Below are 26014 nucleotides of genomic sequence, written 5' to 3' on the forward strand. Positions count from 1 at the left end.
GTTATTAATATATTTTCTAAAGATACATTTTAATCATAAAAATAATTCTCCTATATTAGTCATTGATGAAACATGTATATACAAGATTCGCCGTTTTTTTATTATTGATATTACCATATGTAACGGGATTTGCACAGGTGAAAAGACCAATTGGGATATTCGATTTGAGGTATACCCTAACTTCAGATGTAAAAGTTCCACAAAACCTGAATACTGCCTGGGAAGATGTGCACCTGATCGCCACACTTCAGGGAATTGTTAATCGAAAAAGCCCTGAGTTGTACATTAAGTTTGTAGAGAATGGGCCTGTCAATATCGATCAATATTGGTGGAACTTATATCGACAAAAAGGTAAGTGGCTTTATGGAAGGGACACCATGGTCTACACAAATATATTAGCGTTAGTGAATGCTTATAAGAATGAAATCTCTGGTGTAGTGGTATATGATCCCAAAGTTGCGTCAACCAGCAATGTTGCCTCCTCTATTTCAGGGATTGAAAATCTCATTGCTATCAGGTACGATAAAGATCCTTCAAGCTTATACTCTCGACTGGTGGTTGGAGGGACAAAGCTTCCTGTAAAATCCTGGTTGGTAAATCCAGATGGCTCATCTCGCTTCAAAGGAACTGGAAGCATTCCAGGAACAGAAAGACTTTCTACAGGATCTCCAAAGAATGATGCTTACCTTTGGTTTCTCGAAAAATATATAAAGACTGGGAAATGTAATACCAAATATGGGGCTTACTACATCGATCAAGAATGGCTAAAAATGTCAAAGTTAGCTGGCAGGAATCACCATACACTTTCTAATCATGATTTTTTTGTAAGTAAAAAGGGCTTTTTCTTTGATCTTAGCCCGTGGGGCGATGAAGCCGCTACCGACGAGCTATCGCAAAAAGTCGGCACAGATCTCAGCACTCTAAAAGAGCTCTTGCTGGCAGCATATAAACAAAACAAAGGAGATGCTTTTACCTACTTGGGAGGCTTTCCACCATGGGCTTTTAAATACACCAAACACGCCGGTGGCAGCCATGATGATGTGCCCACAGAATGGGAGTATTCTCGTATAATAAGCGCTTATAATGCTTTTAAGGATGCTGATGCTATAGGATATGGAGCGTTGGCCAATGCCTCATTTTGGCAACATTTCCCGTTAAAAGAAAAGTATAAACAAAAATGGGTAACCCCGGGAGATTTACAAAAAACTGGATACCTGCGCGCCGATGGCAGCGTTAATTTCAATGGTCGGGATTTTATAATCTTCTATGTTGGCGATTATGATGCCTCCTCCTGGTTATCCCAAATGACCCCCTTTATGTGGGATAACAAAGAACGTGGTAAGCTTCCTTTAATGTGGAGCATAAGTCCGGTATTAGAGGAACGGATACCTATGGCGATGGCTTATTTGCGAGAAAGTGCATCTGCCAAAGATTATTTTGTAGCAGCAGATAATGGAGCAGGATATCTTATGCCTGGGATGTTACAGTCTCCAAGGCCGATATCTGGACTGCCCGATGGTTTGGATGCCTGGGTTAAGCACAATATTCCTTATTATAAAAGATGGGACATTACAATTAGCGGTTTCATTATTGATGGGTTGGCGCCCGCTTTGAATAGTAAGGGCTTGGATGCCTATGCTAAATTTAGTCCAAACGGCATTGTTCCTCAAAAGACACCGCTTACATTACTTCATGGCAATATGCCGGTTTTAAGAGCTGACGCTGACATTAATCAAGGCAGCGCTGTAGAGGCTGCGAACGCGATTATAGACCGTGTCGATAAAAGAAATCTTCATTTTCATTGGTTTAGAAACATACTTAAAGATCCTGGATGGTATGTTCGGGTCGTGGAAGAGTTGAAGAAGAAGAATCCTAAAATCGAATTACTAGATGCGCCTACATTCTTTCAGCTTTATCGGATCTGGTTAAAGCAAAATCCGGCAGCAGCTGCAGGGAAAATCAATTAAATCACTATTTTTGTGGTCTAAATGATAGATTCCACTTCCAAAGATCCAATTTTCAATTTGCCATTTGCTCTGTTGTGCTTAAGCTCAATACTTTTTTCTGCAAGTTTTAATATGCTCATTCCAGATCTTCCAGCGTATCTTACAAAACTAGGAGGTGCGGAATATAAAGGTCTGATCATTGCATTATTTACTTTAACAGCAGGGATATCAAGACCATTTAGCGGAAAGCTAACGGACACTATTGGAAGGGTACCAATTATGGCTGTAGGTTCTGTAGTCTGCTTTCTATGTGGCTTTTTATACCCCATACTAACTAGTGTTTCCGGTTTTCTATTTTTAAGGCTAATACATGGTTTTTCTACAGGGTTTAAGCCCACCGCCACCTCTGCTTATGTGGCCGACATCGTTCCAAAGGAGCGTTGGGGAGAGGCATTTGGAATACATGGCCTTTGTTTTAGCACGGGGATGGCTATTGGTCCGGCAATCGGCAGCTATATTAGCGGTACATATTCTATCAATGTATTGTTTTATAGTTCATCACTATTCGCCTTAATGTCCATAATTATTTTGATGAATATGAAGGAGACTTTACAGAATAGGCAAAAGCTCAGTTTTGAAGCTTTCAAGCTATCAAAACGCGATATTATCGATGTGAAAGTCCTTCCTGCGGCTATTGTAACCCTATTATCATATGTCGGCTATGGAGCAATTCTGACACTAATTCCCGATTGGGGCGGTCACCTTGGGTTGGTGAATAAGGGGATTTTCTTTATGATTTTTACAATTTCTTCGTTACTGATAAGGTTCGTAGCAGGTAAAATATCAGACAAACACGGAAGGTTAAATGTAGCGATTGCAGGGCTTGTAATATTATGTGTAGCGCTTATTGCAATTGGCTATAGTAATAGCCAATTGGGACTTTTTATAGGAGCTGTAATTTACGGAATTGGCACTGGAATACTCTCACCTGCACTAAACGCATGGACAATAGATTTGAGTGATCCAGATCATAGGGGTAAAGCAGTAGCAACGATGTATATATTTTTGGAAGCTGGAATCGGCCTAGGAGCATTATTCGCCGGCTGGTTTTATCAGGATGTAATCAGTATGGTTCCGCCTATTTTTTATGCAACCGCCGCAATTTCTTTCACAGCTTTGATTTATATGGTGTACTGGAAAAACAGCGTCGCAAAGGGTATAGTTTAGGGCGATGTGATAAACCAATATTATTTATTCCACACCCTTTACTTTCATCGGAATAGCATAAAGTGAGGTCTTAGCAGTGATAAACAGAAAGTCCTTCTTCTTTCCGCCAAAACATACATTTGATGTCCCTTCTGGTACTTTTATCTGTCCAATCTTTTGTCCTTTGTTGTTGTAAATTGTTATACCATTTCCTGTAAGGTAAATATTCCCTCTATCGTCCAAAGTCATTCCATCGGAACCACGGTTTATAAAAAGAAGTTTTGCAGAAAGTTTACCTTCTTTTCCAATAGCATATCTAAATATTTTGCCTGCACCAGCATCAGCTATGTATAAATACTTTCCATCGGGGGAACCAACAATTCCATTTGGCTGATTTAAACTATCTGCAGCAAGCACAATTGATTTACTCCCTTTTGGTACTATATAGACACTTTGATGCGATAAGTCAGGTTTGCGTCTTGTCCAGTAATCCCTTTGATAATAAGGGTCCGTGAAAAACATATTTCCACTAGGATCAATCCATATATCATTTGGTCCGTTTAACTGTTTTCCTGCGAAGCTCTCCGCGATTACTGTTACTTTACCTTTTCTATTTACCGACCGTAGTTCTCCTTTGTCATCTGCACAAAGAATAAGGTTGCCTTTTTTATCAAAGAATGTCCCGTTTGCGCGACCTGTTTTCTCAAGGAATAAACTGACTTTACCATCGATTCCGTACTTCCACACTTTGTCATTTGGCTGATCCGTAAAATATATATTACCATCTTTGTCAGACGAACAACCTTCTGTAAATGCATAGTTGGTCGTAACCTGCTTGAGGTCATCCTGATTAAATAATGTCGAGTTCTTATTGTCATTCTGAGCAGAAAGATTTGATAACGTACAACTTAGTGCCAGAAATGTAAAGAATGTAGTATTTAATTGCATTGCTTAATATTTAGTTTTAAATCAATTAGTGCAATAAAGATAATCTAAATGTGGTGCCAACACCAACTTCACTATTCACAGAAATTGTTCCCCCTAAGGCTTCAACTTGATTTTTTGTGATAAATAGGCCAATACCTCTTGCGTCTGCATTTTCATGAAAGGTTTTATACATACCAAATAGCTTTGTTCCATGCACATCAAGGTCAATGCCGATCCCGTTGTCTTTTATTTCCAGAATAATCTTTCCCTCTTCAATAAAAGCAATTAAATAACATTGTCTAGCCGTTGTCTTTCCTTTTTAAGGCGCTCGGAGTTTTTTACACGTTCAGTAATATCTTTCAGCTGAGAAATAAAATATACGGGCTCATTGTCGGGGTTCCTCACAATTGCCACAGTCAACGAAACCCAAACAATCCGACCATCCTTGTGAAAGTAACGCTTACTCATCGAATAGGTATCCGCTTCACGATTTAGTAACCGTGTGACATGTTCCAAATCTTCGGCTAAGTCATCTGGATGAGTAATATCCTGAAAGGTGAGTTTAATTATTTCATTTCGCTTGTAGCCAAGAATAGCACAGAGGCTGTTGTTCACTTTAATCCAGTTGCCTTCCGGAGAGACCAGTGCCATACCTATGGGCGCATAATCAAAGGCGGTTAGGAACTTATTGTGATTAAGTTCCAAAGTTTCAATTAATTTTCGTTGAGGAGTGATATCCTGTATGGTACCAACAAGCTTGATACATTGATGACTGGCAAATTCTGCCTGAGAATTAATCTCTACCCATCGATGATTACCTTTCATCGTCTTAATTTGAAACTGGCTTGTCAATGCTTTACCTGTGGCGATGAGCTTCTTCATTTGATCTTCGATGTTTTCTGTCATCGCAACTGGCACATAAAAGGAGAGTGCTTCTTTGGTAGTTGGAATGTAATCCTCTGGTGTTTCAAAGATTATCTTTGTTATAAAATCCCAAAAAACAACATTGTTGACTAGATTAACTTCCCATATCCCAATTTTAGCGAGTTCCGCAGCCTTCTTATATAACTCTAGTTGATGATTCATTCTTGAGATATTTTGCGCGCTTTCGTTTCTTTTTCGCTTAATACTCTTGCGTCAAAAATTATAGCGCGCACAGGTACATTCAGTTTGTGTGTTGCAACTTTGTTAATTCTTTCAGCAACATCCAAGCCTTCAACGATTTCGCCGAAAATAGTATAATTAAAGTCGAGGTGAGGAACTCCTCCCTGAGTTTTATAAATCTCACGGGTTTTCTGCGACATCTTTCGTCGCGTTTTATTCTCCAACTCATCAAGCTGTTTGTCTGTTAACACATTGCCAGATACCATGTAAATCTGATTGAAATAAGAACTTTTCTGAAGGTTGTCATCCCGGCCTGCACCAATTGCTCCCTTTTTGTGAATGAAATTGCTGTCAATTTCGGCATTTAATCTGCGCGGTCTTTTCTTCGGATGTAACTTTTCATCAGCTAAAATAGACTCGTCCAATTCGCCCGCCTGGCTTACAAAGTCCTTGATAACTCTATTAAAAAGTGCTTTTTTATAAGTTCCTTTGCCGATTTCATCTATAAACATAGATTTGTGCCTAGGGGTGTTGTCGTAAAGCATAATTGTAATGTTTCCCATGTTGGTTCTTAACTCGACAAAATTTGTCTGTGCGTAAGCGCTTATTGAGATTAAAATAAAAAAAGTAACTGCCCTTAGCGTTTTCATTTGCACTTTTGCAGTTCGACAGTTATCATAACGGGGAAATGGTCTGAAGGAAGCCTCGCTTCGAAGGCTTTTAATTTTAGTTCTTTCGGAAAATTACCTGCTGTGTTAACATTCGCCTGTTCTGCCGCTGGTGTCCTGTAGGTGTCTGTCAAAATTCCATAACGCTTGACAACAACGCAATTAGACAAAAATATGTGATCTATTCTGCTATCGGTCATTGCATTAGCATCAAAGTGGTTGAAAGTTCCATTGTTTGCGTATTTAATCTGCGTGGTCGTGAAAGCATCCTTTAATTCGGTTCCACTTAAAATTTTGAAACTTTCATCGTTTTGATCAACATTGAAATCTCCTGTAAGTATTGTTGGTTCATCTCGTGCCAGTTCCATTATTTTTTTTAAGATCAATTTAGAACTTTCTCGTCGGGCAATAATGCCTACGTGATCAAAATGTGTATTGAAGAAATAGAATTTAATTCCAGAGTTGACTTCCTGAAATTGACCCCATGTACATATTCTGGGTAAAGCTGCATCCCAACCTTTGTTGGGAGTTTCAGTCTTGTCGGACAACCAGAAATGTCCATCTTTCAGTAATTTAAATTTGCCTTTTTTAAAAAAAATAGGTGCATATTCACCTGCTTCTTTACCGTCATCTCGTCCAACACCAATGTGGCCATATTGAGGTAGGTTTCCCGAAAGATCATCCAATTGCTTATTTAAAACTTCCTGAGCGCCAAAAATATCGAAATCATGGAATTTTATAAGATTGGCAATTACCGTTCCACGCAGATCCCAACCATTTCCATCTTTTTTATCACCAGAATTCTCATACCTGATATTATAGGTTGCGATGTTTAACTCCTGACCATTTACTTGATTGAAGAAAGTTATAAATAGTATAAAAACTATTAGCTTATTGCGTTTCATAGAAAGAATATTTAATACACCAATATAGATGATTGGGTTAACCAAAACTAAGAGTTTCTCTATATATTTCCATTTTTATAATAATATTGTTATCCACTCATAATATTAGTAGTTATGAAATACTATCCAGCATCTAAATTAGCAGTCTTTTCAAATAGACTATTGATATTATTCGTCTTGATTCTGTCACTTTCCGGCAGGTTGAGCGCTCAACTCAAACACGGGAAAACCTCTAGATTTGTATCATACAAAGGTCTGGTGATGGCAGGATATCAGGGTTGGCATAATGCACCCGATGACGGAGCGGGCAGAGGTTGGTATCATTACACCTCTGGAGGTAAGTTTGCACCAGGAAGCACTAATGTTGACCTTTGGGCGGAGACCACTGAGTACCCTAAGGTATACAAGACCCCGTTTTACAATGATGATGGTACTTCGGCTTATCTTCAAAGTGCTTATGATGCTTCAACTACGGATGTACATTTCAAATGGATGAAAGAATATGGACTTGATGGTGTATTTATGCAGCGGTTTGTTTCTGAAATCAGAAGTAAATCTGGCAAGCATCACTTCAATACAGTATTAGCCAACGCGCTGCAATCTGCTAAAAAATACGGAAGAGCTATTTCCGTAATGTATGATCTATCGGGCTGTAGGGATAGTGTTGATGTCTCTGTATTGATAAACGACTGGAAGAATCTGGTCGACAGTCTTAAGATAACAAGCCAAGGAAAGGAGCAGACTTACCTGTATCACAACGGCAAGCCACTCGTTGTTTTATGGGGGGCAGGCTTTAATGACAACAGAAAATATACAACCAAAGATGTTTCAAAGATGGTTGATTTTTTACAAAATGATCCGGTATATGGAGGTTGTTCCATAATGCTTGGCGTGCCAACTTACTGGAGAGAATTTGGAAATGATACCGAAAAGAATCCAGCTTTACATGAGTTAATCAAAAAAGTCGATATCGTTCATCCTTGGACTGTAGGTCGTTACAGAAACGAAAATGCTTATGAACAGTATGCGAAAGTTCAAAAGAAAGATATAGAATGGTGCAATGCCAAGAAAATAGATTATGTAGCTGTGGTTTTTCCAGGTTTCAGTTGGCACAATATGAATCCAAATTCACCTAGCAATCAAATACCCAGGGATCGGGGAAAGTTTTTTTGGAAACAAATCTCGGGAGCGATAAGTAATGGCGTAGAAATGCTCTATGTAGCCATGTTCGATGAAGTAGACGAAGGGACAGCGATATTCAAAATCTCGAAGAAACCTCCAATAGGAGCAAGTACGTTTATCACCTTTGAATACGGTATTCCTTCAGACTATTATTTATATTTATCAGGATACGCTGGCAAAATGTTGCGAAAGCAAACACCTTTTAAATTAGATGTTCCCTTGCCAAGGCATGATTAATTGCTATTCATGAACTTTTAACAAATTCGTTAAATTCTCTCAACTATCATCCTAGGACTTGACACTACTTAAAACTTTTTAAATGATGTTCGTTGGTGCGGAAATTTTTATTGAACCTGGACAGACTGATTCGGAAATCTACAGCTGGTTTGAACTAATGCAGAAGTATGGGCTCGGAATTACACGAATCAGAATGTTTGAAAGCTATATGCGTAAAGGTGAGGTCTGGGACTTTAGTTTGTTCGACGTTGCTTTTGAAGCTGCCGAAAAATACCAGATTAAAGTTTACGCAAACTTATTTCCAGAAACTAATTTCTCTGATGTAGGTGGCTTTAAGTTCCCAAAAACGGCAGAACACTTAGGTGCTATCGCAAACTATATCCATCATGTGGTTCAGCACTTCAATCAATTCAATTCGTTATATGGTTGGGTCCCAATAAATGAGCCTGGATCGGGCTCGTTGCCTGAGGATGATTTTACAAAGGACCGTTTTCAGACATGGAAGGATGGAAGACAAAATGCATCTTATAACTCTAATGGGTTTAATACTCTCGACCTTTCTAAAAGAGAATTTTTAGTAGCTCATAATATCTGGTTCTTAAAATGGCTTACTCAAGAGATTAGAAAGTATGATAAAAAAAGACCCATTCATGTCAATAACCACGACATCTTTAAAAATGCCGCTGAATATGATTTTCCCAACTGGAGAGAATTTCTCACAAGTCTGGGCGGATCAGCTCATGCAAGTTGGCATTTCGATTATTTCAGTAGAGATCAATTTGCGGTTGCCATGTCTGCAAATGCAGAAATGCTTAGATCGGGCGCCGGTCCCATACCGTGGTTCATGACCGAGCTGCAGGGTGGAAATAATACATATAGCGGTAAAAGGCCTTTATGCCCAACTAAAGAAGAGATTGCACAATGGCTATGGGTTAATGTCGGATCTGGTAGTGAAGGTGGAATGTTCTGGTGTATGAATGCTAGAAGATCTGGGTTTGAAGCTGGAGAATGGGCAATGCTTGATTTTCAGAACAAGCCTACTGATCGGTTATTGATGGCTTCTTGCGTAAGCAAAACTGTTTCACAGAATCATGATTTCTTCGCAGATTTCAGCGTCCAGGATTCTGGAGTAAGTGTCCTTTACACAAGGGAGTCATTATGGATTGAACAAGCACTTCAAATAGAGAGTGTTGAACTGGAAGGTCGAATGGTCGGGGGCGTTATGAAATCTGCCCTCAGTTATTTTGAAGCTTTATCAGAGATTGGAGTGCATGCATCTTTTAAAGAAATAGGAGAATATAATTTTGAGTTGCATGACTTTACCGGACAAGCGATTATTCTTTCACAGCAGTTGAGCGTTCCTTCTAAATACTGGAAGCCATTAAATGATTTCGTTTATAAAGGAGGTAAGTTAATTGTTGACGGCTTGACCGCCTATTACGATGAAAATGCTTGTTGTATCCTTGGACCCGATTTTCCTTTCAAAGATTGTTTCGGTGCCCTTATTAACGAATTTAAATTCGTTGATAATTTATTCGATTTTTATCTATCGCTCAGCAAACTTGAACTTAAATCCCATTTATGGCGGGGCACGCTCAAATTGTGTACTGCCACCTCAATATCAAAAAGCAAGTTCTCTTCAGTTGAGACAAGCACTTATGGTTGCAGGAATGATTTTGGCGAGGGCCATGTGGTTTGGATTCCTTCTCTTTTAGGCCTCGGATCTAGAATCAGCGGCAGCTACAAAGAACTTAGTTCTTTCTTACGGGACGAACTATCAGACATAGTAGCCAAGCTTCCTGTCAGCTTTGAAACTCATCAACCAGGCATGCTCTTAAAACTGATTCGAAATACTAACAGGTATATGACAGTGTTAGTTAACAAATCCGGTTCCGATCAAATCTTAAAGCTAAATATTAACGGTCTAGTATACGAGCGGGTTGCTTTCAGTTCTACTCATCATGGTACTTATATTAACAATGCTATTGCTATAAGTTCTGAGGAAACAGTGGTTGTGGAATGGAGAGCGAAGGTTTAACTTTGCGGATGCTTGAAATCGTATATCAGGATGACCATATCATCGCAATCAATAAGCCACATGGACTATTGGTCCACCGTTCATCTATAGCAAACGATGCCAAAGAGTTTGCCTTGCAGCTTCTTAGAGATCAAATAGGTAAGCATGTGAGTCCCGTTCATAGGCTTGATCGTAAAACTGGCGGGCTGTTGTTATTCGCGTTTGAAAAGGATGTAGAGATCGCCTTACAAAGACAATTTCAGAATGGCCAAGTTTTTAAAAAGTATCTTGCTGTACTGCGTGGTCATAGCCCTGATCAACAAGATATTGACTATCCTTTGGTTAAAGAGAATGGGACGATTCAGGAGGCTTTCACTTCGTTCGTCACGCTCAAGCGAGCAGAGCTGAATATTCCCTTTGGAAAGCATGAAACTTCCAGATACTCTTTGGTTGAAGCCACGCCTACTACAGGAAGGATGCACCAACTGCGTAAGCATTTCGCGCATATTTTCTATCCGATAATTGGAGATAGGAAGCATGGCTGTAATAAACAAAATAAGTTTTTTAAAGAACAATGGGATATGACTACCATGTTATTACATGCTTCGGAGTTAAAATTCAAACATCCTGTAACGGGTGGTCATATTACGTTGACTGCTAAAATGGGCGATGAATTTCGAAGGATGTTTCAAGTAATGAGTTGGTAACTTTAATGCTAATATTCATTTGTTTGTCATAACCATAATTCATTAATTATATCCGGACTATCTACTCATAATATTCAGAAGTTGAATATTAACTTTGTTGCGTTTACAGACTAAGTCCTGTAAGTTAAACAATAATACAATGAAGAATTTTTATAAATTTACGGGTGATCGTACTGTTAATTATAGAAATTATAAGATAAATGAACAGCTGTCAGATTACCTCTACAGTGGCGGTTCAAATTTAGTTGTATTTCCCGATCCTCAAAAAAGAACGGATGTTTTTGGGTATACAAACAGACGGGACACATAAAATAGTTTTTATACAAGAGTGTATAAGAATCTAGATACATTTCAAAGTATTCCATTTTTTATAAGGACTCTGGATGCTGTAACACTACTATTTGCCAGCTACAAAGATTTTGGATCTTTTGAAGTAGGCCCTGTGAATACCTTCTATAGTTTTTATGGTGTTGAAAGATTTAGATTACGAGTTGGTGGAAGAACAACACTCATGGTCAATGCTTCTTCCATGCAGTTTGTTAAGAATGACTCTGGTATCCCAATTACCAATTTTCTTGACAACGATTCATATACAGAAGGTAGTGTTGGTGTTGGAAACATCTTCAAGATTCTAAGGGTCGACCTTGTAAAACGCTTCTTCTACATTGACAATCCCTCGGTTTCAGAATCGGGAGTTTGAGCAAGAGTAAAGTTCGATTTCTAGTTTTTACTAATTCTCAAAAGATAATTGCTTTTAGGCTGCTATTCTTTGCAAAATAACTTTGCAGGGGATAGAAGAAGTTACCAAAACATGATGCTTTTTGCGCAGTGGAATAGTAAGATAGTCGCCGGGAACGAGGACATGAACTTCATCTTCAATATGAATGGAGCAGGTGCCTTCTAAAACTAAGAATTTTTCATACTCATGATAATGAACCTCTTGAGGAGCCATTGTTTTAATCCAGGCAATCGCGGTCATGCCTTGTGCATCATTACTAATGATTTTTGCATAAACTTCCTCAAAATCATTAGGGAGTTCCATGTCCTTGCGTTTTATCCATGGAAGGTAATCTTCGATGCTCGAATCATTATGTAATATGGGCGGCGCGATACAGGTCTCACCGGTCTTCAAGCGATCAATATAGTCTAAAGTAGCTAGCAAAAAAGGCTTTATTATCGGATCTGGTGTAATTGCATTTGCACTCGCGTATTTCTCCAATGCAACCTCAATACAATCTAATTCTTCACGAATTTCGGGATAAAGGTTTATCAATTCCTCAATGAGTATATTCTCCTGAGATTCAGTTTCACCTAGTACATAAAGTTCCAATAGTCCGGAGGACAGCAACTCTTCTTTTTTCATGCTTTTAACCCTGTCGCTTGCCTAACGTTTAGTTTGGCTTAGAATAAGCGCAAATCTATAGAATTTAATTCACTAAGCAAAATTGATGATAATGCATACATTTGATGCCGAAAGCTGAACCAAATTGTGTTAGCACAGCTTCTGTATCAAATTATCATGCGAAGACTTTTACAGAAACTTTTTTCAGGAACCGTTATCAGGCTGGCTAACAAATACAGTTCCCGACCTGATGCCTTACGTGTTCACGAAGCGCTGACTGCACTTTACAATCGCATTCAACAGCAACCGGGGGTAAGAGGATTGATTCTGGATCTCAAACATACCGATAAAATCATTATTCTTTCAGACCAGCATAAGGGAACCAGAAATAATAGTGATGACTTTAGTTCCTCTGAGCCCAGTTATCTTGCTGCTTTACATTATTACAATGAGCAGGAATACATTTACTGTAATCTCGGAGACAGCGAAGAACTTTGGAAAAATCAGTTGTTCGGTGTTCTTAGTAGTAATACCGCGACATTTGAGGCTGAAAAATGCTTTATTCAACGAAAAGCTTTCATAAAAATCTTTGGGAATCATGATCTCTATTGGGATAATGATCCTTTAGCTTGGTTTCAGCTAAATAGGATATATGGCGAAAACCTGAAGGTTTATGAAGGTGCAATCTTCCGGTTCTCTATTGCCAATACCCCACTGTCAATATTTTTGACTCATGGTCATCAAGGTGATCTCCAAAGTGACGGAAATTGGTTTAGTAAATGGTTTGTATCTAATGTGTGGGCTCCGTTCCAGTCATTTCTTAGTATTAACCCAAATACTCCAGCATACGACAATCAATTAAAATCAGCACACAATTCAATAATGTATTCGTGGACGGCGAAACAATCCAACCTTGCTTTGATTACTGGTCATACGCATCAGCCAGTTTTCAACTCCCTGACACATTTGGAGCGGGTTTATTTAAAGTTAGATGAGGCGAGAATTAATGGAGATAAAACTACAACTCAAGCGCTTGAGGCTGAGCTTCTCGCTGGGAAAGTAAGTGGTGAGAGTAGTCCCAGAATCGATAATTCAAAAAATACTTATTTTAATAGTGGCTGTTGCTGTTATAGTGACGGAGACATTACCGGAATCGAGATTGGAGAAGGTATGATTCGTTTAATAAAGTGGAAAACAAATGAAGGGGATACAAGGCGTATTCTATTAGAAGAGGCATCGTTGGAATTACTTTTAGACAGCAAATTGAACCCTTAAATTGTTCAATTTGCTGTCGCTAATAATACTATTCCGGATATTCGTTTGCGAAGTTAGTGTAACGGCTTTCCATATCTTGTTTGTATCCTTTTGCTTTATCGATCCATTCTGGAGCTTTATCTTTCAAATCGTCAACTATCGACCTCCCGGTTAGTTGATCTTTTTTTGTAATATATTTAATAGCTCCGTATACTGCGGCGCCTATTAAAGCTGTTTTAATTAATCCCATAGTAATTTGTTCTTATATGTGTAGGCAACAGCCCAGCGACTTAAAAGTTTTTCGAGATCTAAATTATAGTGAATAATTGCCTATTTTTAAAGATAACCAAATCAAATTGCACATGAGAGCTTTTTTATTCACCAGCCTTCTTTTACTCTTTAGTGGCGCTATTGGATTAAATGCGCAAAATTCCCCGACAAGCAATTACAAAATGCAATCCCTTATAGTCTCTTCGAACAACCGATTTCTAATTTATGAAGATGGAAAGCCTTTTTTTTATCTTGGAGACACCGCTTGGGAGCTGTTCCATCGACTCACATTCAAGGAAGCTGACACGTATATGGAAAATAGGAAAAGTAAAGGATTCACGGTTTTGCAGTCAGTTGTTTTGGCCGAACTTGATGGAATAGATGAGCCAAACGCTATGGGTCATACTCCAATGCAGGATCATAATCCTTCGAAACTTAATGAAGATTACTTTAAAGATGTTGACGCATTCATTAAGCTGGCAGCGAGTAAAGGTTTATATATCGGTCTTCTACCAACCTGGGGGGATAAAGTCTTTAAAAGTTCATGGGGAAAGGGGCCGGAAATTTTTAATAGTCAAAACATTAAGGCGTACGGCAAATTTCTAGGAAACCGATATAAATATCAAAAGAATATCATTTGGATTCTGGGAGGTGACCGCAATCCCCGGGATAATGAAGATGTTAAAATATGGAATGCTTTAGCAGAAGGAATCGCAGAAGGAGTTGGGGGTTATGACAAGCAGATCATGACTTACCATCCACAACCGAAAGAAAATGGAGGCTCGTCAACATGGTTCCATTCAGAAAAGTGGTTGATTTTTAACATGATGCAAACTGGTCACTGCATAGATGGTACTAATTATAAAAAAATTACCTATGATTATAACTTGAAGCCCACAAAGCCGGTAATTGACGGTGAGCCCCTTTATGAAGACCATCCCATATGCTTTGACTGGAAAAAGAATGGCTTTTCGGTAGCAGATGATGTTCGTAAACTTGCTTATTGGCAAGTATTTGCGGGTGCATTCGGGCATACCTACGGATGTCATGCAATCTGGCAGTTTTATACAGCTGGCAGGCAACCAGTTAACATGCCTCAGCGGCCTTGGATGGAAGCGATGAATCTTCCGGGAGCTACGCAAATGGGTTACGTGAAAAAACTTATGCTTTCTCAAACGTTCCTGGATAGGATTCCTGATCAATCATTGATTATCGGCGATAATCCAAATACAAATGAATATTGTAGCGCAACAAGAGCGTCGGATGGCCATTATGCCTTCATCTATACACCAACGGGAAAAGATCTAAAAATCAAAACTTCAATACTATCAGGATCTTCCCTTTTCGAAAAGTGGTATAATCCAAGGGAAGGAACCTTCGGTCCCAAATATAAGAAGGTCAAAAATCCCGAAATGATTTTTAGTCCACCCACAAAAGGAGGAAACAATGATTGGGTGCTAGTACTAACCAATAATTAAAGGTGCTAGTCTTCTTTCGCTTCTTTCTGTGGCCTTATTATTAACCTTAATGTAGGGTCATTTGTCACGAAACTCCAAAACCAGTTGAAAGCCAACTTCCCCTTATTTCGGAATCCTGCAATAGGTATAATGTGAATAAACAGCCATACTATCCAAGCAAAAAATCCTTTGAAGAAAGCTCTCGGTAAATCTACTACGGCCTTATACTTAGCTATGATGGCCATACTACCTTTATCATGATAATGGAATGCTTTCAAGGGCGCACCTTTTTGCATTTTTAATAAGTTTCTTGCCAGGAGCTTACCTTGTTGAATCGCTACCTGTGCAAGTTGCGGGTGTCCATTAGGAAATTTTTCATCTGTTAACTGCATAGACTGGTCGCCAATGACAAAGATATTTTCCGAATTCTGAAGTTTATTGAATTGATCAACTAATATTCTCCGTCCACGTCCAACTACTTCCGCTGGTAAACCTGAAACAGCTCTGGCAATAACACCTGTCGCCCAAATCAGCGTAGCACTATTAATTGTTTCACCATTCCCGAAGATCACCTTATCATCTACATAATCCTTCACTGAGGTGCCCAGTAGGATATTAACCCCTAACCGGCTTAAGACTTCATAAGCTTCTTCCTGTGATTTTTTGCTCATTGGGCCAAGTAGCGTGTCGCCAGAATCGATAAGATAAATTCGGCCCTGACCTTTTTTCACTGAAGGATAATCCTTGGATACTATATTGGTACCCATTTCTGCTAGCATTCCAGCTAGCTCCACGCCAGTTGGACCGCCACCAGCGATCACCACATTTCCGAGGCGTTCCTGATCGCGAATATTTGTTGTCCGCACAGCCTCTTCCAGACGCAGCAATACATGGTTCCTCATGTGCAATGCATCGTCAATAGTTTTCATAGGTAGCGCCTTCTCTTTGACGTTTTCCATACCAAAAAAATTGGTCTCTGTTCCCATAGCGAGTACCAGGTAGTCGTATGCTAATGATCCATTCTCCGTGTCAATCGTATTATTGGCAGGATCAACATTAATCAGCCCGCCCATATAAAAGGTTAGGTTATCTTTCCCCTGAAACATTCTTCTGAAAGGGTAACTGATATTTGACGCTTCTATAAATGCTGTAGAAACCTGATAAAGCAGGGGAGGGAAGAAGTGATAGTTGTTTTTATCAACTAGCGTTACCTTATATTCATTATGATTGGCTAGTTTTTTGGCCAGATTCAAACCCGCAAAACCACCACCGACGATAACTATTTTCTTAGTAGGAGACATCTTCGTGTAGTAAAATTCCTTCTCTGATTGAATTCATTAGCGGCAGATCGATCTCACAATTGATTGTTTCACAATGTTGATGGTCTTTATCATCTAGTTGTAAAGTACCGACAAGAACATCCTCCTTGAGTATATCATATCTGTTATTTCCCAACGAATGTATGTCAAAAAAATAACCCTGACCATTTCTATCTACTTCTAATCTAAATTGCTCCATAATATACTGCGTTTGTTAGTTAAATCAACAAAGATTTTCCTTGAATGTTTAAGCTAAAACTTGCGATATGCTTATCTTTATAATATGAAAGCCATTGTCTTAACGCTATTTGTTTTATTCTCTCTTCCAGTATCCGCTCAGAAAGTTTATGCTCCGAAGACAATTAAGATGAGTCAGGGCTTTGGCGTAAATGCTTTCGAATGGGATTTCGAAGACGCTAAAAATTCTCTTGTTATTGATAAACATTTATTGTCTGCCATGAAGTCGTTTACGGCAATAAGACATTATATGGATTGGGAAAAATTGGAGACAATTGAAGGAAGCTATACTTTTAATCCAACAGGTAGTGGCGGTTGGAACTATGATGCACTTTATGAAAGCTGTAAAAATGAAGGTATAGAAGTACTGGCATGCCTGAAGACAATTCCAAGTTGGATGCAGGCTACCTGGCCTAAAGATCTAAGGGATGCCGAAAATGTTCCTGTGAAGTACGGTAAAAGTTTTTCCGATCCTAATTCCTACATCGAACAGGCAAAGGTGGCCTTTCAATTTGCTGCCCGTTATGGAAGCAATAAAAAGGTTAATACAAGCCTGTTAAGCGTCAATTCAAAACCAAGATGGATAAACGACTCTGTAAATGAAGTTAAAGTCGGTCTCAGCCTCATAAAGTATATAGAGTGCGATAATGAACGCGATAAGTGGTGGAAGGGGCCCAAAGCATTCAGTTCAGGAAAGGACTTTGCTGCAAATCTCTCAGCTTTTTACGATGGAAACCAGAATACAATGGGTGCTGGAGTTGGAGTAAAGAATGCGGATCCAAATATTCAAGTAGTAATGGGAGGCATAGCAAAACCCGACGTTAATTATCTGAAAGAGATGATTGAATGGTGTCGCAAAAATCGTGGTTATCATAAAGACGGCTCAATAAATCTCTGCTGGGACGTCATCAACTACCATTATTACACAGGGGATGATAGTTCGCCAACTGGTGGAGAATACGGGAGAGGTAAAGCACCAGAACTATCAAATGCACAGAGAATCGCTAAAGAGTTTGTTACTGTTTCTCGGCAATATGCACAGAATATTCCTGTATGGATCTCTGAGACAGGTTATGACGTTAACCAGGGAAGCCCACTAAAAGCAATTCCAATTGGAAACAAATCTGCAGAACTTACCCAAGCTGATTGGATACTTAGAACGATACTTCTTCATTTAAGAAATGGTGTAGATAGGGTATTTCTTTATCAAACATATGATGCTAATGCCGATTTGGTTGGTAAGTTCTCGTCATCAGGATTGTTAAATGCTAACACGACCAGAAAGCCTGCTGCCGACTATCTTGTGCAGGTGAATAAATTAATGGGAAACTATGAATTTGATAAAGTCATAACCAATAGTTCTTCTCCGGTTATCGTTGAAAATTACAAACAAGGCGCTAAGAAAATATATATTTTAACAAAGCCCACAGAAAATGGCAGCGAAATCTCTTATACCATTTCTTTACCCGGACTGAAGCGTGCAATGATCTGCATTCCCCTCTCTGGTTCCGATGTCATGAGCAGTAAAACCGTCTCTTTAACACAAGGAAATCTAACGGTCACCGTATCAGAGACGCCAACTTTTATTTTGCCAATAAAATAAAAGTTGTAAATTGCTATCAACCAAACAAACCAATATGAAGTCTTATTGTCCGATCTCTAAAATGACTGACATTTACCACGCAAATATTTAAATGAATAAAGCTTATATCGTCATTTCTGGCCTTTTTTTATGTTTAGGCTGTAAATCTCCAAATACTAACGATGTGACGTTGCAAACTGAAAGGCCCTTGTTTCAACTGCTAGATTCAACAAAAACCAATATATATTTCAGCAACCGAATTACTGAAAGCTTTGATCATAACGTATTCAACTACCCCGCATACTATAACGGAAGTGGAGTAGCGGTTGGAGATCTTAACGGGGACGGACAGGATGAGGTCTATCTTTCAGGAAACATGACGGATAGTAAGTTGTATTTCAATCAGGGGGAAATGCATTTCGTTGATATCACGGAGATTTCTGGAACCGCTGGACGGCGAGGTGGCTGGAGAAATGGTGTGAATATGGTAGACGTTAACGGAGACGGGAAGCTTGATATCTATATATGCTATTCCGGTAATTTTGACCCTGAACTCAGGAGAAACCAACTTTTTATAAACCAAGGGCCAAATCCGGAAGGGATCCCGACTTTTAAGGATGAGGCAGCTGCTTATGGGCTTGATGATCCAGCATATAGCACACAATCTTATTTCTTTGATTTTGATCGTGATGGAGACCTGGATCTGCTGCTGGTAAATGAAAATCCAAAGGTCTTAACAAATCTGGATGACGTCACTATCAAAGAACTCCGTAGTAAACCTGATCCAATGGCAGGTTCGAAATTTTTCAGAAACGACAAAGGACACTTTGTGGACATTACTTTAAAAGCAGGCATCAAAAACTCGGCTTTATCTTACGGTCTGGCAGCAGCAGTATCAGACATCAACAACGACGGTTGGCCTGATATATATTTATCCAATGATTATTCCATTCAGGATTATCTGTATATAAACAATAAGAACGGAACTTTCACTGAACAGCTGCCAAAATATGTAGAACATATTTCTATGAATTCGATGGGAAGTAATATATCAGACATCAATAATGATGGTTTGCCCGATATATACACCCTTGACATGCTTCCTGAAGATAATAAGAGGCAGAAACTTTTACAGGGTTTTGATAACTACGAGTTTTTTGAGCTAAATCTTCGAAATGGCCTTTATTATCAGTATATGCGGAATATGCTTCACATTAACAACGGGAATGGGAGCTTTAGTGAGGTGGGTCAGCTATCCGGTATTTCGAATACAGATTGGAGCTGGGCGCCGCTTTTTGCTGATTTCGACAATGATGGATGGAAAGATCTTTTTGTGACAAATGGCTATTTACATGATTTTACGAACATGGATGTGGTAAAATACAATGAGAATTATTTTAAAAATATAGGTGGAGAGGTCGAGCCAAAGCATATTATGGAAATGCTTAGTAAACTACCATCATCAGAGGTCAAAAACTATATCTATAAAAATAACGGCGATTTAACGTTTACAAACAAAGTAGTAAGTTGGGGATTTGACATAAGCTCGAATAGTAGTGGAGCGGCATATTCAGATCTTGATAACGATGGTGACCTTGACCTGATAGTTAATAACTTGAATAAGCCTGCTTTTATCTACCAAAATCAAAGTGACTCAACTAAACACTATCTCAAGGTAAAGTTAAAAGGACTTAAAGGCAACACTGACGGTCTTGGGGCTAAAGTCACTGTCTACTATAGAAACAGCCTTCAGCTTGTAGACCAAATGCCTGCAAAAGGCTATCTTTCCAGTGTTTCCTCCATGCTGCATTTCGGTCTTGGTAAAGAAAAGGCTGTTGATTCAGTCAGGGTTGTTTGGGTTACAGGAAAACAGCAAATTATTAAAAAGGTACAAGCAGATCTAACATTGTATGTAAATGAAGCAGAGGCCACAGGAACATATCAAATACCAAAATCCCCTGTGCCGTTATTCAAAAGCATCAATTCGCCAATAGCCAGTGCTCAAAAACACAATACTATTAATGATTTTAAAAGACAGACTCTACTCGTAAACGCATTATCATTCTCAGGTCCGTGCATGGCAAAAGCTGATATAAATGGGGATGGATTGGAAGATGTTTTTGTTGGCGGAGACGTAAATACTGCAGGTACTATTTTTATTCAGCAAAAAAATGGTCAGTTTAAAAGCAGTACCGTCGGTTTTGAGGCTGACAGGGCAAGTGGGGATGCGGACGCAGTTTTCTTCGATGCAAATCATGATGGTTTTTTAGACCTATATGTGGCAAGTGGAGGTTACAATAACTTTGCTGTTAATGATTCCTTGCTTCAGGACAGACTTTATCTCAACGATGGGAAAGGTAAATTTACTAAAAGCATCAATGCACTCCCACAGATGCGATCTAGCAAAAGCTGCGCCCGTGTTGGAGATTTCAATGGAGACGGCTACCCTGATGTTTTTGTGGGTGGAAGAGTGATACCATCAAGATATCCTGAAGCACCTGAGAGCTACTTGCTAATAAATGACGGTAAAGGTAATTTTAAAGACCAATTGGGAACCATAGCGCCAGACATTAAGTCAATAGGCATGATAACGGATGCAGCCTGGATTGACCTTAATGGAGATAAAAAACTGGACCTGGTAATCATAGGAGAGTGGATGCCTATCAAAGTATTTATAAATAGCAATGCTAAGCTCCAGGATAAAACCACAAAATATTTTGATAAAGAATACGCTGGTTTCTGGAATCGATTAAAAGTAGAGGATATGAACGAAGATGGAAAGCCGGATTTAATTCTAGGGAACCTTGGTCTAAACAGTCAGTGTAAAGTTACCGATAAGGAGCCTGCGGAAATGATTTACAAGGACTTCGATGACAATGGAGCCGTAGATCCAATCATGTGCTTCTATATTATGGGGAAAAGTTATCCATACATTACGCGTGATGAGCTATTGGACCAAATGAGTATTATGCGTCCAAGGTTCCCTGATTACACCAGCTATGGCAATGCAGAACTGAAAGACATATTCACAGTCGAAGAGCTAAAAGGCGCAAAAACATTAAAAGCAAATTATCTGAAGACTGCCTATTTTGAAAGCGGAAATGACGGTAAGTTTCACGAGAAGCCGCTTCCATTACAGGCTCAATTTTCGCCAGTATTCACCATAACACCCGGAGACTTCGACAGAGACGGCCATAAGGATTTGATACTTTGCGGTAACATTAATCAGTCGAGATTGAGATTCGGTAAATACGATGCGAACCATGGTATCTTTTTAAAGGGTAATGGCAAGGGCGGATTTACTTATGTTACGCAGCAATTGTCAGGACTTAACATTCGTGGCGATGTAAGAAGCGTTATAACATTTAACAACACCGTGTTCTTCGGCCTCAATCAGGATAAGCTAAGAGCGTTTAAATATTAATAGATTTCTTTATAACACCAAAACAGCCAATAACAAACAGTATGAAAATAATATTTACTTTTTTAATTGTCGTTCTAACTTCAGTAAACATTTACGCTCAAGGTTGCGTTGCGATTAGAAGCACCGGAGGTATGTGTAGCCTTACCAGCCATCCAGACAGCGCGGAAATGTCTGAAGGAAGTTGGGTATTCAACATGAATACTCGTTATTTTATGTCCAACAAGCATTATAAGGGGGATGTATATCAAAAGGAGCGCCTAGAAAAGAAAACAGAAGTTATCAATCATCAGTTTGCCTTTGATCTAGCCCTCACTAGAGTCTTCAATAACCGCTGGTCTGCGATGATTGACATTCCAATTATTTCCAATGCCAGATCATCTTTGTATGAGCATGGTTTTAAAGAAAGACATAGTATGCACTCCTTTGGTCTTGGCGATGTTAGATTAGCTGTTTACCGATGGTTGATCGATCCGGCTAGAAGCCAGAACTTCAATGTTCAGCTCGGATTAGGCCTGAAACTTCCAACTGGTGATTATAAGTATACCGACTTCTGGCAAAACGTTGGTCCGGGTGGAGCTCCTGAACTGCGTTCAGTCGATCAATCTATCCAGCTTGGAGATGGCGGCACGGGATTAACCGCTGAACTGAATACATATTTTAACCCTGTACATAATGTTGGCCTATATGGTAATTTTTACTATTTGAGTAACCCACGTGAGCAGAACGGAGTCAGGTCATACAGAGAGCTTATTTCGCCTTCATTAATTGATGATTACTACATGAGTGTTCCTGATCAGTATATGGCAAGAATAGGTGCTAATTACGCTGCTTCTAATACAGTAATTGGTTCGGTCGGGGCTAGAATCGAAGGAATACCAGTTTATGATATCATAGGTGGTAGTGGGGATTTTCGTAGACCTGGATACGTGGTGTCAGTTGAACCTGGATTAAACTACCAGGCCAACAAAGTAAACTTGTATGTAAGTGTACCCGTTGCATTATATAGAAACAGAACTCAGAGCGTCACAGACAAATTAAGATCAGGAAAGACAGGAGTATTTGCACAAGGCGATGCAGCATTTGCTGACTACTCGATTAACTTCGGTATCTCTTTTAGATTATAATTTAGCTAAATTAGGTGCTCATTCCAATTTATGAGGCATTTAATCTTACCTATCTTATTTTTTGCAGTGCTTATCCAAGTTGATGCACAACAAACACAAAAACCAGTCCTACATGGGAAAAACTGGATGGCTATTACAGGTAAACCCCTTGCGGCAACTGCCGGATCAATGGTTTTTCAGCAAGGAGGCAATGCTGTTGACGCGGCTTGTGCAATGTTAGCCGCCACCTGCACCATGTGGGACACACTGAGTTGGGGTGGAGAAACGCAAGTTTTAATTTATAACCCGAAGACTAAAAAAGTAACAGCCATCAATGCAATGGGGTTCGCTCCAACTGGCGCCACTGTTAAGTTTTTTAAAGATAAAGGTTACAACTTCCCACCTGAGTATGGCCCGCTTGCCGCTACAACACCAGGAACACCAGGTGGACTGATCTACATGTTGCTTAATTACGGGACGATGAGTTTAGAGAAAGTTCTTGCCCCAGCGATAGAAATGGCTGCTGGATATCCGATTGAAGCCCAGGCGGCTAATACAATGGAAAGACAGAAGTCACTTATCAAACAATGGCCATATAGCAAGAATATTTTTCTAACCCATTTAGGAGAAAAGCGCGAGGCGCCGGAAGCAGGGGAGTTGTTTGTTCAGAAGGACCTCTTAAACACCTTGAGCAAGATGGTGGACGCGGAGAGGAAGGCCCTAAAGCAGGGTAAATCACGTAAAGACGCATTGATGGCTGCTTATGACCGGTTTTATAAAGGGGATATTGCCGAAGAATTTGTGAGAGGATGTCAGGAACAAGGTGGACTGATTACAATGAAGGATCTAGCGAATTGGAAGCCTATAGAGGAATCAGCGCTCAGCATAAACTATAAAGGCGTTGATGTTTACAAAATGCAGCAATGGACACAAGGGCCAGTAATGCTTCAAGCCTTAAATATCTTAGAGAACTTTGACTTGAAATCCATGGGCTACAACAGTTCAAAATACATTCATACGGTCTATCAGGCAATGAATCTTGCATTTGCAGACCGTGACTTCTATTATGGTGATCCATATGTGCAACCCAACGAGCCAATCAAAGGTTTATTGAGTAAAGAATATGCAAAAGATAGGGCGAAATTAATTCAGAACATTAAAAATGATACCTCAATAGGACCTGGAGATCCGTATCCTTATGAGGGCAAGACAAATCCATATATCAATCTATTAAAGGGCAGAGGTTTTGAAATGGATACTAGCAAACGCAATTTCGCACCTAAACACGATCTTGGTAATAATTCGACAAAAGAAGAATACCAAGACAGATTATGGCGTGGTACAACATCTATCGAAGCCGCCGATAAAGAGGGGTGGGTAGTGTCCATAACTCCCAGTGGCGGTTGGCTTCCTGCATGTATTGCTGGGAAAACAGGTGTTGGGATGAGTCAGCGAATGCAGAGTTTCGTACTCGACTCAACCTTAAACCCATATAATGTAGTTGCACCTGGAAAACGGCCAAGAGTTACCTTATCGCCGTCACTCGCATTAAAAGACGGCAGACCTTATCTTGCATCCGCAGTTCAGGGAGGCGATACCCAAGATCAAAATTTACTCCAATTCTTTTTAAATATGACAGAGTTTGGTATGAATGTTCAACAAGCAACAGAGGCAGCTAATTTTAATACGAATCAATTATGGCTATCACTTGGTGGAACCAAGACCGAAGATAGAATGCCTAAACCCGGTCAGATTCTTTTGAACGACAACACAAAGGATTCTGTAAAGGAAGAGTTGAAAAAAATGGGATATATCCTTAGCTTTGACGATAGAACAAGTGGTCCAATTAACGCCATTTACTTCGACTGGAAACACAATACGCTTTGGGGCGGTTCAAGCAATCATGGCGAAGATTATGGAATCGGCTGGTAAGATTCATCATTAAATAAAATCAAGGTATGAGAAAGTCAATTTTTATAGTTAGTTCTTTAATAGCTGGAACACTTTACAGCTGTTCTCAAGGTACCGAGAAAAAAGCCGAAGTAGGAGCCACAAAACTCGATTCTGCTAATATGCAATGCTATATTGCAGCTGATGGCGTAGACTCTGCAAGTTTAAAACTTATAACAGACAAGAATGGTAAAATTATAGGTTCATTACTAATTAACTATCTGGAAAAGGGCGATAGCCACGGCGAATTACTAGGTAAATTTAAGGGGGATACGCTTTTTGTGGATTACTCCTTTCAGATTGGCTCGACCAACAAGACCTTTTACAAGAACCCGCTAGCTTTTTTAAAAAAGGATGATAAATTGTTTATGGGTGTTGGGCAGATTGAAACTTTTCTGGGAAAATCATCGTTTGTAGATAATAAAAAAATCAATTTTGAACGAGGAAGATTTATATTCTCATCCACTGAATGTAAATAATCCTTCACCTAAAAATACTAGCTTTTTTTTGAGGTAGTTAGAATGATTACGCCAACTACCAGAATAATGCCACCCACATATGGAGGCCAGTTAACGCTCTTTTCTCTATCTGCAGTAATTTGAATTGGCCCGGCATCAACTACTTTTTCTTTTTGTGTGTAGGTAAATCCTGTCCATATCAGCATTATTATACCGAGGACGATCATTACCAGTGCTATAGTTCTGTTCATGTTAAATTATTAGTATAAGTAGAAAACAAGAGAGATAGCTAAATGTTTAAACATGAAATTATTACCTTCAATTGATTCCATAAAAAAAAGCATCCCTTTTGAGGATGCTTTATTAATTTATAAAATAAGTTTAATTAACTGATCTTAACATTAATAGCGTTTAAGCCTTTTTTACCTTGCTCAACGTCGTAGCTAACTGAATCATTCTCACGAATACTATCGATTAGACCTGAAGTGTGTACAAAGATTTCAGCGTCACCATTAGCTGGTACGATAAACCCAAAACCTTTTGTCTCATTGAAAAATTTTACTGTTCCTTGTTGCATTGTATTGTAAATTAAATATCCTCAAATGTATATTAATTTATTGGAACTGACTAATTTATTTTAAATAATAATATAAAAGATAGAAACACCATCTGCTTAATACTTGTAAAGGCTTGTAATCGCTAAGGATTGACTTATCAAT

The 26014-nt window shown here is 39.2% G+C and carries 25 protein-coding genes; 14 read left to right on the forward strand and 11 right to left on the reverse strand.

Features of this window, described 5'->3' with window-relative positions:
• Window positions 1-65 precede the first annotated feature (65 nt).
• Both ACHFIZ_RS15980 and ACHFIZ_RS15985 read left to right on the forward strand, forming a co-directional pair.
• Window positions 66-1967, forward strand: a complete 1902-nt coding sequence (locus ACHFIZ_RS15980; protein ID WP_410887636.1) for a GxGYxYP domain-containing protein — start codon at window positions 66-68, stop codon at window positions 1965-1967.
• Window positions 1968-1988: 21 nt separating this feature from the next.
• Window positions 1989-3173: an MFS transporter gene (locus tag ACHFIZ_RS15985; protein ID WP_410887638.1), complete on the forward strand. Its 1185-nt coding sequence runs from the start codon at window positions 1989-1991 to the stop codon at window positions 3171-3173.
• Between the two features lie 24 nt (window positions 3174-3197).
• On the opposite strand, the gene ACHFIZ_RS15990 is transcribed toward ACHFIZ_RS15985, so the two are convergent.
• The 5 genes from ACHFIZ_RS15990 to ACHFIZ_RS16010 are packed head-to-tail and all read right to left on the reverse strand — an operon-like array spanning window position 3198 to window position 6756.
• A complete protein-coding gene (locus tag ACHFIZ_RS15990) occupies window positions 3198-4100 on the reverse strand; it encodes an SMP-30/gluconolactonase/LRE family protein (protein WP_410887640.1) in 903 nt (300 codons plus the stop codon).
• Window positions 4101-4125: 25 nt separating this feature from the next.
• Complete coding sequence (locus ACHFIZ_RS15995) at window positions 4126-4365, reverse strand: ATP-binding protein (protein ID WP_410887684.1); 240 nt, start codon at window positions 4363-4365, stop codon at window positions 4126-4128.
• On the reverse strand, window positions 4365-5165 hold the full coding sequence (locus ACHFIZ_RS16000; protein ID WP_410887642.1) for a PAS domain S-box protein: 801 nt from the start codon (window positions 5163-5165) through the stop codon (window positions 4365-4367). Before ACHFIZ_RS16000 ends, ACHFIZ_RS15995 begins: the two co-directional genes overlap by 1 nt.
• Window positions 5162-5833 (reverse strand): peptidylprolyl isomerase, encoded by a 672-nt coding sequence (locus tag ACHFIZ_RS16005; protein WP_410887644.1) that lies wholly within the window; start codon window positions 5831-5833, stop codon window positions 5162-5164. The genes ACHFIZ_RS16000 and ACHFIZ_RS16005 overlap by 4 nt, the downstream gene beginning before the upstream one ends.
• Window positions 5830-6756: an endonuclease/exonuclease/phosphatase family protein gene (locus ACHFIZ_RS16010; RefSeq protein ID WP_410887646.1), complete on the reverse strand. Its 927-nt coding sequence runs from the start codon at window positions 6754-6756 to the stop codon at window positions 5830-5832. The genes ACHFIZ_RS16005 and ACHFIZ_RS16010 overlap by 4 nt, the downstream gene beginning before the upstream one ends.
• Window positions 6757-6870: 114 nt before the next feature.
• Here ACHFIZ_RS16010 and ACHFIZ_RS16015 point away from each other — a divergent pair, with 114 nt between their 5' ends.
• The 5 genes from ACHFIZ_RS16015 to ACHFIZ_RS16035 all read left to right on the forward strand — a co-directional run bounded on the left by ACHFIZ_RS16015 (window position 6871) and on the right by ACHFIZ_RS16035 (window position 11599).
• Window positions 6871-8175: a glycoside hydrolase family 71/99-like protein gene (locus ACHFIZ_RS16015; protein WP_410887648.1), complete on the forward strand. Its 1305-nt coding sequence runs from the start codon at window positions 6871-6873 to the stop codon at window positions 8173-8175.
• Between the two features lie 82 nt (window positions 8176-8257).
• Window positions 8258-10213: a beta-galactosidase trimerization domain-containing protein gene (locus tag ACHFIZ_RS16020; RefSeq protein ID WP_410887650.1), complete on the forward strand. Its 1956-nt coding sequence runs from the start codon at window positions 8258-8260 to the stop codon at window positions 10211-10213.
• A gap of 8 nt (window positions 10214-10221) precedes the next feature.
• A complete protein-coding gene (locus ACHFIZ_RS16025) occupies window positions 10222-10899 on the forward strand; it encodes a pseudouridine synthase (RefSeq protein WP_410887652.1) in 678 nt (225 codons plus the stop codon).
• A 139-nt stretch (window positions 10900-11038) separates the two neighbouring features.
• Complete coding sequence (locus ACHFIZ_RS16030) at window positions 11039-11209, forward strand: hypothetical protein (protein WP_410887654.1); 171 nt, start codon at window positions 11039-11041, stop codon at window positions 11207-11209.
• A gap of 18 nt (window positions 11210-11227) precedes the next feature.
• Window positions 11228-11599 carry a hypothetical protein gene (locus ACHFIZ_RS16035; RefSeq protein WP_410887656.1) on the forward strand — a complete coding sequence of 124 codons (372 nt, stop codon included), beginning with the start codon at window positions 11228-11230 and terminating at the stop codon, window positions 11597-11599.
• A 54-nt stretch (window positions 11600-11653) separates the two neighbouring features.
• Here ACHFIZ_RS16035 and ACHFIZ_RS16040 read toward each other — a convergent pair whose 3' ends face one another.
• Window positions 11654-12262, reverse strand: a complete 609-nt coding sequence (locus tag ACHFIZ_RS16040) for a cupin domain-containing protein (RefSeq protein WP_410887658.1) — start codon at window positions 12260-12262, stop codon at window positions 11654-11656.
• Between the two features lie 156 nt (window positions 12263-12418).
• On the opposite strand from ACHFIZ_RS16040, the gene ACHFIZ_RS16045 reads away from it, so the two are divergent.
• The gene (locus ACHFIZ_RS16045) at window positions 12419-13516 is read left to right on the forward strand and encodes a metallophosphoesterase (protein ID WP_410887660.1); all 1098 of its coding nucleotides are present in this window, start codon (window positions 12419-12421) and stop codon (window positions 13514-13516) included.
• 28 nt (window positions 13517-13544) lie between these two features.
• Here ACHFIZ_RS16045 and ACHFIZ_RS16050 read toward each other — a convergent pair whose 3' ends face one another.
• Window positions 13545-13745 carry a YtxH domain-containing protein gene (locus tag ACHFIZ_RS16050; protein ID WP_410887662.1) on the reverse strand — a complete coding sequence of 67 codons (201 nt, stop codon included), beginning with the start codon at window positions 13743-13745 and terminating at the stop codon, window positions 13545-13547.
• Between the two features lie 112 nt (window positions 13746-13857).
• Between ACHFIZ_RS16050 and ACHFIZ_RS16055 the strand changes: the two genes are divergently transcribed.
• The gene (locus tag ACHFIZ_RS16055; protein ID WP_410887664.1) at window positions 13858-15243 is read left to right on the forward strand and encodes a glycoside hydrolase family 140 protein; all 1386 of its coding nucleotides are present in this window, start codon (window positions 13858-13860) and stop codon (window positions 15241-15243) included.
• 5 nt (window positions 15244-15248) lie between these two features.
• On the opposite strand, the gene ACHFIZ_RS16060 is transcribed toward ACHFIZ_RS16055, so the two are convergent.
• Together ACHFIZ_RS16060 and ACHFIZ_RS16065 are read right to left on the reverse strand one after the other, a co-directional pair.
• Entirely contained in the window at window positions 15249-16523 is a 1275-nt protein-coding gene (locus ACHFIZ_RS16060) for an NAD(P)/FAD-dependent oxidoreductase (protein WP_410887666.1), read from the reverse strand.
• Window positions 16510-16740: a hypothetical protein gene (locus ACHFIZ_RS16065; protein ID WP_410887668.1), complete on the reverse strand. Its 231-nt coding sequence runs from the start codon at window positions 16738-16740 to the stop codon at window positions 16510-16512. The genes ACHFIZ_RS16060 and ACHFIZ_RS16065 overlap by 14 nt, the downstream gene beginning before the upstream one ends.
• Window positions 16741-16824: 84 nt before the next feature.
• Between ACHFIZ_RS16065 and ACHFIZ_RS16070 the strand changes: the two genes are divergently transcribed.
• The 5 genes from ACHFIZ_RS16070 to ACHFIZ_RS16090 all read left to right on the forward strand — a co-directional run bounded on the left by ACHFIZ_RS16070 (window position 16825) and on the right by ACHFIZ_RS16090 (window position 25316).
• Complete coding sequence (locus ACHFIZ_RS16070; protein WP_410887670.1) at window positions 16825-18381, forward strand: hypothetical protein; 1557 nt, start codon at window positions 16825-16827, stop codon at window positions 18379-18381.
• Window positions 18382-18472: 91 nt separating this feature from the next.
• Window positions 18473-21784, forward strand: coding sequence for a VCBS repeat-containing protein (locus ACHFIZ_RS16075; RefSeq protein ID WP_410887672.1), 3312 nt, complete (start codon window positions 18473-18475; stop codon window positions 21782-21784).
• Window positions 21785-21825: 41 nt separating this feature from the next.
• Entirely contained in the window at window positions 21826-22908 is a 1083-nt protein-coding gene (locus ACHFIZ_RS16080) for a hypothetical protein (RefSeq protein WP_410887674.1), read from the forward strand.
• A gap of 30 nt (window positions 22909-22938) precedes the next feature.
• Complete coding sequence (locus ACHFIZ_RS16085; RefSeq protein WP_410887676.1) at window positions 22939-24819, forward strand: gamma-glutamyltransferase family protein; 1881 nt, start codon at window positions 22939-22941, stop codon at window positions 24817-24819.
• A gap of 26 nt (window positions 24820-24845) precedes the next feature.
• Window positions 24846-25316: a hypothetical protein gene (locus ACHFIZ_RS16090; RefSeq protein WP_410887678.1), complete on the forward strand. Its 471-nt coding sequence runs from the start codon at window positions 24846-24848 to the stop codon at window positions 25314-25316.
• A gap of 17 nt (window positions 25317-25333) precedes the next feature.
• Here ACHFIZ_RS16090 and ACHFIZ_RS16095 read toward each other — a convergent pair whose 3' ends face one another.
• A complete protein-coding gene (locus tag ACHFIZ_RS16095; RefSeq protein ID WP_410887680.1) occupies window positions 25334-25546 on the reverse strand; it encodes a hypothetical protein in 213 nt (70 codons plus the stop codon).
• Between the two features lie 134 nt (window positions 25547-25680).
• Entirely contained in the window at window positions 25681-25872 is a 192-nt protein-coding gene (locus ACHFIZ_RS16100) for a cold-shock protein (RefSeq protein WP_410887682.1), read from the reverse strand.
• Between the last annotated feature and the right edge of the window lie 142 nt (window positions 25873-26014).

The organism is Pedobacter sp. JCM 36344 (genome assembly GCF_046546555.1).
Classification (GTDB): Bacteria; Bacteroidota; Bacteroidia; order Sphingobacteriales; family Sphingobacteriaceae; genus Pedobacter.